Here is an 11,937-nt window from a genome sequence, read left to right on the forward strand (position 1 = left end):
TTTCTTCACTCGCCAGCATTCGCGCCCGAGTAAATGAAAGACAACTTGCCTGCAATCTGTAAAGAGAATATACGTATGAACTGTGTCGAATTGGTTTCAAGTCATTGTCGCTTATTAGCTCCTTATAAGCCCGGATTAACAACCGAGAAGATTAAGCAACAATACGAAATCGAAGACGTTTACAAGTACGCCAGTAACGAGTCTCCATTCCCGCCTTCCCCGCTCGCTATTGAGGCGATGCAGCAAGCATTAGCTGAATCTAATCGTTACCCTGACTACGATAAGCTAAAAGGCGCGATCGCAAACCAGTTTAATTTACACGTTTCCCAGATCATATTGGGAACCGGTTCAATCAATGTTCTGGAACTGATTTTCCAAATTTTTAATCTGCCAGGGAACAATGTTGTTTTCTCTAGTCATAGCTACTTTGCTTATCCTTTATTAGCAACAAAAACCGGGCTTAAGATTAACACCGCAGCCAGCGACAATAACTTTGCTCATGTCGCTGAAAATCTAGTTGCACAATGCGATGACCAAACCAGTTTGTTAGTCATTGACAATCCCACCAATTTCGCAGGCACAGCGCTAAACGGTGAGCAAATTAAGTGGATCTTGTCGCAAGTTTCAAAAAAAACCATTGTCGTATTGGATCAGGCTTACGCTGAATTCGCCGATATTCCCTTTGTCGATATTAGCCCTGAACTTTTTGAACGCTATCCCAACCTCATCATCACCAGAACCTTTTCAAAGGCATATTCACTGGCTTCGATGCGAATTGGATATGGTCTCGCTCACCCAGAAGTGATTTCGTGGTTGGACCGTCAGCAACAGCCTTTTCCTATCAGCCATGTAGCTAATCAAGGAGCAATCGCTTCACTTCAAGATACAGCCTATTCTGAAAACACCATCAATAGCATTAAAGCCGGACGAAAGTGGCTAAATGAACAACTCAATACTTTGGGTATTTCAACCTCAGACAGCCATTCAAATTTCGTTTTGGGGCATTTTGGAGCCAACGCCAACGCACTATATCAGGACTTGTTGGAGAATGGTTTCATTACCCGCCAAATGTCTGCCTATAACGCACCGGAATATATTCGAATTTCTATTGGAACAGCCCTTGAAAACGAACGCTTAATAGAAGCAATAACGGCTCGGCAAACGCTATGGAGTGAGGTGTAATGAACATTATTATCCTCAATCCCTTCAATAAATTTCCAGATTCTGAACGATGGGATTTTGAATTAATTAACTATGATGATTTTATTGATCACACTGTTCATCATGTTACCTATATCGCCGACGACCGCGGTTTAAGCGGTGTTCCCAGCAATGTTCATCCTCACCAGCTGATTAAAATCGAAAATTTTGGTCAGAACAATGAACTAAAACACATCATTGAAAACGAAATTACACGTCTTGGAAAAGTCGACAGGCTGATTTCATTCAGTGAAAATCATATGGATTTGCTGGCAGAGTTGCGTGAAGCCCACGATATTCCCGGGCCTGACATTGCAGAAACGCTCAGAGCCAGAGACAAAGTGGTCATGAAACAATATGTCGGCGACGCGGGTCTTCGAATCCCCTACTTCATGCATCTTCACCCACAAATCACAAGAGAAGAAGTCACAGACTTTGTCGCTAAAACCGGGTATCCATTAATTTTTAAACCGACCAACGGCGCATCGAGCATCGGTGTTCAAAAGCTTACCAACGACGCAGAGTTAACTGCCGCGTTGGCGCTTGTCGATAGTGAAAATTGGGAACTAGAAGAATTCGTTGAAGGAAAAGTGCTTCACATCGACGGCATTGTTGATGCGGCAGGTAAGGTTCAGTTTTGTATCCCCAGTGTCTATATCAATACGCTATTTGATTATTTAAGAGGCACACCGACAGGCTCTTACATTATTGAGCCAAATGATCCGCTTTATCAGCAAGCAAATGCTTTTACCGAAGCCTGTATCACCGCATTACATTTATCTGCATGCCCTTTTCATTTGGAACTCATTGTTACCCCTGAAAACGAACTGGTTTTTCTGGAGACCGCCGCCAGAGTCGCAGGCGCCGACATTCCTTACATGATTGCAGACTGCACCGGCGTTAATTTATTTGCCGCTTGGACAGCCATGATCATGGGTGAGCAACCCAATCTGACCCAAGTTGAACACAAATCAGGTGGCTGGTTATTGTTTGGTTTGCCGCCTGAATTACCGGTAAAAGTCGCTAAAGCAACACCATTTAAAGGCAAAGTAGACACCTTATATAACGAATTGGTGCCAGAAATTGGCAGTATTGTTACCAAACCTCGTGGCTACTGTGCATTGCAAGCCGGACGCTTCCTTTTTGCCGATAACGAATTTGAGAATGTCCAAAACGCGATGGAATACGTCTTACAACACTTTGAATTTAACGCTGAAGAGTTAAACGCATCATGAAGTCACCTGCATTAATCATGCTAGTCCACCAAGCTCGTTCACATGTGTATTGTGGGCAGGTTACGCAATATTGCCAATCACGAGGCATTAAAATGCTAGTGATATCTTCCAATCCGCTTAGTGAAGCCAACCTTGCTAAAGTGCAATCTTATGCGGAAAAAACGTGGGTCATTGATGACGATGATTTGACTGCTCAAAATGTTCAAACCGCAGTCGATGAAGCCAAAGCGCAATACCATGTCATCGCCTCATTAGCGACCTATGAAGGTTATCGAGTATTGATGGCTAGCATAAACAACAGCCTGAGTGTGCAAGATGCAAACCCGGATTCACTTGCAAATTGCATGGACAAATACACTTGCAGAAAAGCGTTATACAACGCAGGATTAAGCTCGGTAGATTGCCATGTGATCACCAGAGAAAACCTGCCAGAGATAAAATCTCAGACTCAAGAATATTTTGTCAAACCGCGACGAGGGATCGGAAGCTTTGCTTGTTTCAAATTAAAAGATGAACTCAAATTTGAAACCATTGAAGCCTTGCAAAATGAAATGCAAACCGATTTAAGATTCAAAAATATCTTTAACAACCAGTACGATTTTCTCGCAGAAGAGTTCATTCAAGGTGAAGAATACAGTTTCGAGGTGATTGTTTTTGATGCTCAATGCACCGTAGTTGGAACCCATGCGAAATACGTAAGCGACCTATTCGGTACCACCTTAGAAACAGGCAACACCCTTCCCGCTCCCAATCTGTCCGACGATGAACAATTGTCTGGAGAACAGTTTGTTGCCAACTGCTTAAAAACCTTGCTCTTGGATCAAGGCGCTTACCACATTGAAACCCGATATGACCGCGCTTCTCAAACGTGGAACATTATTGAAATCAACGCCCGTATGGGAGGGGCGCTGATAAATCAAAGCGTGGAAGTCTTTACTGGACAATATTCTTTTCTGGAACTGTGGGTGATGTCGCTCATTGCCGACACGCCAGAACAGCGCAGCGCATTTCAACAAACCTTAAGTGCTTTGCAGGAAAGTCTGCGCCGTAAAGAACAAACAATAACAAAAGCGGCCGTCTTCATTAGCCAATATGGAGAACCCGGCAGAACCATCAGTCGGCTCTCTACTGAGGGCTTACATCACCAACCTGACATCTGCGAAATAGCCGTTGAAGAGGGAGCGACTTTACCTGAATCAACCCGTGGCATATTCATATTGAATGCCCTATGGGAAGTCGATGTGAACAACATTAATAACGCTCTGGATAGCCTTTATACAATGTTAGAAGAAGAGCTGATTTTAGAGTACAAAGACGCATAAAATGGAGATTAAAAATGACTCAACAAGTACAGCCTGCTCGCTTCATGTGGAATGTGCCAGTTGGTGGCAACGCTAAAAACCACGATAGTGGCATTCGTTCTGTATATTCGTTCAATGTGGACGAGCTCATCAGCTATGCACAGCAAGCTGAAGAGATGGGAATTGAGCAGTTACTGTTAGGGGTCGGTTATCACTGTGCAGATGCCTTTACCTATGTAGGCTCGCTCATTCGCGCAACCAAGAAGATCAAATTTATCATTGCCTATCGTGCAGGCATGGTTGCGCCTACCACATTTGTTCAAATGATTAACTCGCTTAGTGGCTTTGGCGAAAACCGGGTTTCTATCAACATGGTGGCAGGCATTTCTCCTGTTGAACAAAAATACTATGGTGACTTTTTACCCAAAGAAGAGCGTCAAGCAAGATTAGATGAGTTTCTTGATGTGTGTGAGCTGTTTTGGGAAAAAAACAAGGGTCCAGTCAACTACACAGGTAAATATTACCAGATTGAAAATGGCGAGTTGCACATAGGCTATGACAACACGTCGTCCGACAGACCTGAAATTATGGTCAGCGGTAACTCCGAAATCTCTCGCCTATTTGCCGCCAAACACAATGCCTTATGGTTGCGCTACAGCGACACCGCAGAAAACATCGCCGAAAGTGCCAAGCCTTGTATTGAGTCCGGGCATAAAATGGGGATCCGCATGTCAGTTATTGTGCGCCCAGAAAGACAACAAGCACTGGATCGCATTGAAGAAATGCTAGCCGGAACTGATCCTGAATGGGTAAAGTTTTTAGGTGACTTTATGAAGACCTGTGACTCTCAGGCCGTAAATGACATCGTCAACTTAGCCAAAAAAGCCGGAAACAGTTGGTTAAATGAAATCTTATGGACAGGTGCGGTTCAAATTCGCGGCGGCTCTTCGCTTGCAATGGTTGGTGATCCCGATGAAGTTGCTAATTACATCATGAAGTATAAAGCGGGTGGCGTGTCGACTTTCATCATGCAAGGTTGGCCACATTTAGAAGAAATGAAATATTTCACTGAGTTAGTTATCCCACGAGTAAGAGCGCTAGAAGCGAATCTTTAAGTCGGTCAAACGTTGTAAATTTTCGATCAGTACAACATTGGTTCCTTACCGATAAATGCTAGGAACCAATGCTGACCTTGTATTTAGCAGTACTTTAAAACAATACTAAAGGTGCTTCGTCATGTTAAGACATCTTAAAGTAGTAGTCATGTCTTTGACTCTACTCATCATTTCAACCTATTCAATGGCAACAGAAGCCCTCTTTCTGATAGGTAATGTGGATTACAGCCGCCAACATCTGATTTATTCATCTTTCGAGGGCGTTGTGAGCGATATCCATGTACGCTCCGGAATCACATTAACCAAAGGGCAACCTTTATTCGACGTTACACCTTTCAACCCCAATATCTCGCGTAAGCAAATCATCAACGACATTGACAGTATTGAGGTTAGCGAAGTTTTAGTGAGAGAAGGTGAAAAGATTGAACAATATGAAGCGGTTGTAAGGCTGAATCACAAATCCGATATGCAAATCCGAGCATTAAGCTACCCACCAACAAGCCAAAAGCTGAATATTGGACAGGAAGTGAGTGTTATATTTGATCCCGATGGTGAACCATATCAAACATCTGGCATCATCAGTTCCTTGCATAGTCACCCGATTCAACACGGCAAAATACCCACGGTAGAAGCCGAAATTAGTATCAATAATAATGCTTGCTTTGCTGATCCCATATGCTCAACTCACTATAAGATCGGCAACTTTGTTAAGCTCCAGTTTACCTCACTGTAAACGCCAAATTCCCCAAAGTAGTAAACCTCAATGCTGTTATATCAAAAACCTAAGTTCATTCTAAGCTTTACCGTTTTCATCACCTTATGTGGCATGTTACTCGCCAGTCACATTCCGATTTCTTTGTATCCAATCGTCAATAAACCCACAGTTAGGGTCACCTTAAGAGCGACTCAAGACATGTTCAGTTTCTATCAGGAATGGGGAATTGAAATGGAGCGCTCAATGAAAAGTATTGAGCACGTCAAATCTGTAGAAGGTACTTATAAACAAGGTTTGATACGATTCCATATTCACTTTGATTGGAACGTGACTCCCGAAACGGCAAAGCGCGATGTCGCCACCGTTATTTCCTTTTATCAAGCTCAATTACCCGAGCACGAGCCAGACGCTATCGTCGATATTCTGGACCCCAGTTCCGAAAACTATCTGGCCATTACCTCTAAAAAATATAGTAACCAAGAACTTAGCGAATTATTAAAGGACATCCTCAAACCACAACTTGATGCAATTGAAGGCGTCGCAGCAAGTAAGATCTCCCAAAAAGAAGTGCCCTTTATCAATGTACGAATTAAGCCGTATAAACTGTTGGAGTATGGCATTTCTCTTGATCAGATTCTGGATACACTGGCGAAGCATCAGTACGATTATAAATTAGGGCAACTCAATACTCAGGATCAAGGTCGCCTCAGTATTAAGTTCAAGAAAAGCTTTCAATCTCTAGATCAGCTCAGAAATATCAAAGTTAATGCTGTTCTGGGCAAACCCATACACCTTTCGGATATCGCAACCGTTCAAATCGAAACCGAAGTGAACCACCGCTTTTTCCAGCTTGACGAAAAACCCATCGTATCCATCGCGGTTTGGCCAAAGCCAGATGCCAATATCTATCAGGTATCAACCCAATTCCAACAATTAGTACATGAATTCACTCAGGATATTGGGGATGTCATCATTCTCAATAATCCCAAGCGATTTATCGAAGATGCCATTATGAGCATCATCTATGCGTTATGCATGGGTATGATGACGGCGGCATTGTTAGTGTTGATATTTTATCGGAAGCTAAAAAGTACATTTATTATCTGCATCACCATGCCCATTGCGCTCATGATCGGCATATTGTTTATGAAGCTACTCGACGTTGGCATCAACCTGCTTTCTCTGGGCGGTATGAGCATATGCATAGGATTAGTAGTAGACAACGTCATTATCATTTTGGACAGGCTAGAGCGTCAGCAAAAGCAATCGGGCGTGTTAAACACTGAAACAATGCAAGCAGCGATGAAAAGCATCACGCCACCTATCTTGACGTCAACGCTCACATCCATCATCGTATTTCTGCCTTTGGCTTTTACCGCCCCGGCAGTATCTGCCATCTTAAAAGATATTTCTCTGGTCACGGTGACCATCTTATTTGCATCCAGCTTTCTCAGCCTCTTTTTTGTGCCCGTTTGTTATATGGCACTCACCAAAAAACGCGCCCTCACCGAGCACATTGATGTTGATGAGGTCAGACAACAAAGCATGATGTTTCGGGCCACTGCCGCTTATTTACGCTTTTTTAATCAGCAACGCGCAATACGTGTTTTACTGATCGCTTCTGTATTTATGGGCTGTTTATATTCCATTTACCATTTTGCTCCCCAGCTCAGGACCGAAATCGTCGCCAAACCTAAAGCTGAAATCATTGACATCAATATCGTTTTCAACGAATCCGGTTTAAATGATAAAAATAAACTCACCATTATTAAACCCATCAGAGAAGTCCTCTATACCACCTTGTCACAACACCTGAAATACGTTTATACCGATGTCCGGGAAAATGTGGCGTTTTTGTCATTGCACCTGAAGAGCTATCAAACCTTTGACGAAGTTTATAAACGCTTAGGTGAAGTCCTTCCGCCCAATGAACATGCGGATATCAGTTTTAGCCCTTGGGTGACATCAGCATTAAATTTAAAAGATTACCCTAGCTTGGAAATTCAATTTTTAGGTCAAAATGAATCACGGAATCGAGAGTTAGCACAATGGACTTATCTGTTCACCAAAGAGCAAAAACAGCTCGTACGTAAAAGCAAAAATAAGCCCGGCAATAAGCGCTCACAGTCTCTCAATGTGCATCTAAACGAGCAAGTTGTCGATCATCTGTTGAATAGCCAATCCTATCAGGATGAAATTGTTCAATTACAAGACTTCATTGAATTTAGCGCTGAGCCTCGCAAGCTGTATGACGTAAAACTCAATAAGGGCAACATTCCTTTGAAAGTGGAAGTAGACAACACCAAAGACAGTCTCACCAAGCTCCTGAGCGTGCCGTTGTCTATTGACGACAACGCGGTATTTCTCAAGGACTTGGTCTATCTGGAAAGCCAAAAAGATTGGCGTCAATACTATAGCAAAGACGGTGTACTTCGATACCAAGTCGATACTTGGTTTAATAAGAATGTAAAATCGGCTGATATTGAACAATTCAAAAAGCAGCTGATCCAATACCTTAAAACTCAGTCAGGTCTGGACGACATTCCGATTCTGTTTAACGACACGCAAACCGAAATCCGACAAGCATTAAGCTCTCTGCAAATCGCGCTGATATTTTCAATGTTCGCCGTATTCTTAATCGTACTGCTACAATTCAACAGTATTCGTCAGGCATTGATGATTGTGAGTGTCATCATCTTCGGCATTAGCGGCGCTACTCTGGCGTTATACTATTTCAATAGCACCTTTTCGATAAACTCTTTACTCGGTGTATTAATATTAGTTGGCTTAACCGTTAACAATTCTATTTTGTTGATCGATCAATTTAATCATCAAATTCATCACCATGACAAAGTCGAAGCCGTTGCCCATAGCTTATTCATTCGACTGCGCAGCTTGATTGTCACCAACCTGACAACCGTGGCAGGCATGGTCCCATTGGCCATTGGTTTTGGGCCGGGTAAAGATATACTGCAACCCCTCGGTATCAGTGTTTCATTTGGGCTAGTGTTTGCCACCCTGCTAACGCTGCTCGTTACCCCATTAATGTTACTGCTGCTAAAAAAGCCCCATGCAGATGGACATATCATCGCAACGAATCAATCGGTCACAAGCTGACAACATAGGAACGTATATGCCACATTGCATTATTGAATACTCTCGACCTTTGACAGAAAAAGAACAAGTCGACAACATCCAAAAGGCCGTTCTACAAGGCTGTCTGACAGCCCAGCTATTTAGCCCGGAAGATATCAAATTGCGCAGTATCCCGTTTGATGACTATCGACTGATGGGAGGACATGAGCACTTTATTCATGTTACGGTCAAAATGCTCAGCGGAAGAACACCGGAACAAAGGCAAACATTATCAGAATCCGTTCTGTCAGCGCTGACCCAGCTCAAGCTGATGAATACATCTCTCACTGTAGAGATCAGTGACTTGGAACGTGAAAGCTACACAAAGGGTTAATCTTTATTATCGTTATTAAAAAATATTGTGGCGGCTAGCACCCTCCCTGTAAATCTTATTTTATGGGGGATACAGCCGTGTTCATTTGTGGTTCTAAAACTCAATCGAGAAAAAATATGAAAATTTTTTCGTTCTCCTTGTCAACCAATACCCAGACTGCACGTTTTAATCGTTGAAAGTAACGAGAACTTATCCTAATAGCAGCATCAAAATAGAAACCCAAGGAGATTTTGATATGACCCATTTCAACACCAAAAAATCGCTGCCACTATTGCAACAATTACGGTTAGCACATTATTGATCGCGCCTACTATTCACGCTCGCGGACATGGCCCCAGCAAAGGACCTAGTCACGGTTTTCATTCCGAAAAAGCCTTTGAGCGTATTGATACATCAGGCGATAGCATTATTGATCACTCAGAGTGATTAGCCAAAGCCACCAGTAAAACCGAACGCGGATTTAATCGCAAAGACGCAAATGATGACGGTTTCCTCACTCTTGCTGAAGCAACGGCATCCCGTCGATGTGAAGCCCCGGACTTTTCGGACCTTGCAGACGAAATAGTGCAGTGTGTAGCTGAGCTAAAGGCAGAGTTTGGCGACGAAAACATTGTTGTTCCTGACGCTGATAAGTTTTTATCTCCAGAAGACAGATTTGATAATGGCGACACGTCAGGAGACGGACTACTTATCTTTGAAGAAGTGCTTGCTGCAACAACCGAAAAAACGACTGAAGCCTCTTGAGCTTTAGAACTGCGTTCGAGTCGCGGTGGGGACACCATGGTTGGCGATACATTTATGGTAAATAATTACTAACTTATTTGCTTTTGTGCCTTTAGTTCTATTAAATTTATCACCACATACACTATTATGTTGTCCTTAATGACTGTCATAGCCCCCTACTCCCCACACTAAGAAGACAGATCGGAGCACTATGCCTAGTAATCTGTGGAAAAATAATTTTGCACTACACTTCCCTTTAGCTCATATAATCAATGAATAGCCATTTCACTCCTAATTCGAATCAATCGCTTGCAGTAAAAGGACCAACACTTATGTTTAAACGTTTTTTTATATTACTCATTGCCATTTGCGCCATGTTTTCACTACAAGCCGAGACCGACTCTGCTATCGGACAGGTCATTACAGTCAAGAAGAAAGTAGAAGCCCAAAGGCAGGAATCGGTTATCCCGCTGAAGCGTAAATCCACGCTCCAACAAAAAGATATTGTTAATACTGGGGAAGAAGCCAGATCACAATTTCGTTTGAAAGACGGCACGCTCTTTACCTTAGGAGAGAATTCGTCGTTAGTTATTGATACCTATCTTTACTCGGAAGAAGCACAACCTAGTGCAAGTTTTGAGCTGGTAAAAGGGGTATTTCGTGCCATCACCGGCAAAATAACGAAAATGAAAGACCCTTCATTTAATGTCAAAACACCACTTGGAAGTATCGGGATCAGAGGCACCGACTTTTGGGGAGGGTATTTGAAACCAGATCAAATCGACATTCTGTTTATTGATGGAGAGCATCCAATTAGCATTGAAAACGAATACGGAAAAGTAGAATTATTACAGCCCGGACAAGGCACCACGATTATGCCCGGTAAAGCCCCTAGCAAGCCAAAAGTATGGCCAAAAAGTAAGGTGGATTGGGCGGTTAGCACAATAACAATAGATGAATAGCAGCCAGCTATGTAAGAAAAGTCTTAGATGAAACACAGGGAGAATTGAGTCATTCTCCCTAATATATGTCGCCTTACTGGGGCAATACAGCTTGCATTTTACGATTTAACTTATCGATAGGTTCGCCGCATTCTTTTTGGTTAATAATATAAGATGGAGCGAGCAGCATATGACGATGGTTTTCCTTCGATATCAGGGTGTAACACCAAGACCAAATTATATTTTTTGTCGTAATCCCATTCTACGGGTGCAAACAGGGGATTTGCTGACAAATGCTTTAGCACAACCCTTCCCTTCTCATATATACTTTCTAGCCCATTCGCTTTTAGGATGATGAAAATGAGCCAAGATAACAACGCTTCCCCCTCCGACTTTCAAGCCGAAATGCTCCAACTCGATGGCATTAAACCTTTGAAACAAGTCGATACCGTTTATCACGCGCCCTCTGAAGCCGACATCCTAGCCAAGCAACTTAAGCGACAAGCATTAGAAAAGGAGTTAGGGAGCTATCAGAACCACTTAACAACGGAATCGGTACAACCGATTGCGCCGGACGATGTTATCGCCTACAAAAAAGAGGGGGTTCAAGAAGGTGTGTTTAAGAACCTGCGTTTAGGAAAGTACGACATTACTCGTATGCTAAGTCTGCAAGGGATGAAGTTTAAAGACGCACACGAAAAGGTATTTCACTTTATTGTCGATAACTACAAATTTGGCAATCGCGCTTTACTAATAAAACACGGCATGGGCATTCACAGTAAGCCTTACCCGGGTTTTTACAAAAGCTACATCAATGTTTGGCTCCGCAGCCTGCCTGAAGTATTGGCGTTTCATACCGCAATAAAACAACATGGCGGCTATGGCGCGGTATATGTGTTGTTAAAGAAAAATGAACAACTGAAACTGGATAACAGGGAAAAGCACAAATCTGGATAAAAAGGAGATTTAGATTTAACAATAAGAAGGGATAGATTAAGAGAATAGAGCATTGCACCTAGTCAAGCATGACTTGAAAGGTTATATGAAAAGGTCCTTTTTATTAATTCTGCTCCGCTAGTCCAACTATCAGAATATTATTCCGATTGCTCTGACTGACTCACTTCCACTTTAGGTTCATCAGATGACACTTTTGTGCTCATCACTGCGGAGACAATCAAAACGACCACTGCCAAAAAGACACCGATTAACCCGAAACCTTTTGAAGAACGATTCATAAA

General features: G+C 42.6%; 11 protein-coding genes. 10 read left to right on the top strand and 1 reads right to left on the bottom strand.

The features are described 5' to 3' along the window. Positions 1-75 precede the first annotated feature (75 nt). The 10 genes from hisC to smrA all read left to right on the top strand — a co-directional run bounded on the left by hisC (position 76) and on the right by smrA (position 11,656). Positions 76-1,182 (top strand): histidinol-phosphate transaminase, encoded by a 1,107-nt coding sequence (gene hisC, locus HJG39_RS03875; protein ID WP_268407001.1) that lies wholly within the window; start codon positions 76-78, stop codon positions 1,180-1,182. Then, complete coding sequence (locus HJG39_RS03880) at positions 1,182-2,435, top strand: ATP-grasp domain-containing protein (RefSeq protein ID WP_268407003.1); 1,254 nt, start codon at positions 1,182-1,184, stop codon at positions 2,433-2,435. The genes hisC and HJG39_RS03880 overlap by 1 nt, the downstream gene beginning before the upstream one ends. Continuing rightward, the gene (locus HJG39_RS03885; RefSeq protein ID WP_268407005.1) at positions 2,432-3,757 is read left to right on the top strand and encodes an ATP-grasp domain-containing protein; all 1,326 of its coding nucleotides are present in this window, start codon (positions 2,432-2,434) and stop codon (positions 3,755-3,757) included. The genes HJG39_RS03880 and HJG39_RS03885 overlap by 4 nt, the downstream gene beginning before the upstream one ends. Positions 3,758-3,771: 14 nt before the next feature. Then, positions 3,772-4,851 carry an LLM class flavin-dependent oxidoreductase gene (locus HJG39_RS03890; protein ID WP_268407007.1) on the top strand — a complete coding sequence of 360 codons (1,080 nt, stop codon included), beginning with the start codon at positions 3,772-3,774 and terminating at the stop codon, positions 4,849-4,851. A 121-nt stretch (positions 4,852-4,972) separates the two neighbouring features. After that, entirely contained in the window at positions 4,973-5,584 is a 612-nt protein-coding gene (locus HJG39_RS03895) for an HlyD family efflux transporter periplasmic adaptor subunit (RefSeq protein ID WP_268407008.1), read from the top strand. A 30-nt stretch (positions 5,585-5,614) separates the two neighbouring features. Then, complete coding sequence (locus HJG39_RS03900) at positions 5,615-8,683, top strand: efflux RND transporter permease subunit (protein ID WP_268407010.1); 3,069 nt, start codon at positions 5,615-5,617, stop codon at positions 8,681-8,683. A 16-nt stretch (positions 8,684-8,699) separates the two neighbouring features. Next, on the top strand, positions 8,700-9,035 hold the full coding sequence (locus HJG39_RS03905; protein ID WP_268407012.1) for a 5-carboxymethyl-2-hydroxymuconate Delta-isomerase: 336 nt from the start codon (positions 8,700-8,702) through the stop codon (positions 9,033-9,035). 564 nt (positions 9,036-9,599) lie between these two features. Continuing rightward, positions 9,600-9,779, top strand: coding sequence for a hypothetical protein (locus HJG39_RS03910; protein ID WP_268407016.1), 180 nt, complete (start codon positions 9,600-9,602; stop codon positions 9,777-9,779). 311 nt (positions 9,780-10,090) lie between these two features. Further along, positions 10,091-10,720, top strand: coding sequence for a FecR family protein (locus tag HJG39_RS03915; protein ID WP_268407019.1), 630 nt, complete (start codon positions 10,091-10,093; stop codon positions 10,718-10,720). Between the two features lie 339 nt (positions 10,721-11,059). Beyond that, on the top strand, positions 11,060-11,656 hold the full coding sequence (gene smrA, locus HJG39_RS03920) for a DNA endonuclease SmrA (RefSeq protein ID WP_268407021.1): 597 nt from the start codon (positions 11,060-11,062) through the stop codon (positions 11,654-11,656). 137 nt (positions 11,657-11,793) lie between these two features. On the opposite strand, the gene HJG39_RS03925 is transcribed toward smrA, so the two are convergent. Then, entirely contained in the window at positions 11,794-11,934 is a 141-nt protein-coding gene (locus tag HJG39_RS03925; RefSeq protein ID WP_268407025.1) for a hypothetical protein, read from the bottom strand. Between the last annotated feature and the right edge of the window lie 3 nt (positions 11,935-11,937).

Source organism: Alteromonas sp. a30 (genome assembly GCF_026788005.1).
Taxonomy (GTDB): domain Bacteria; phylum Pseudomonadota; class Gammaproteobacteria; order Enterobacterales; family Alteromonadaceae; genus Paraneptunicella.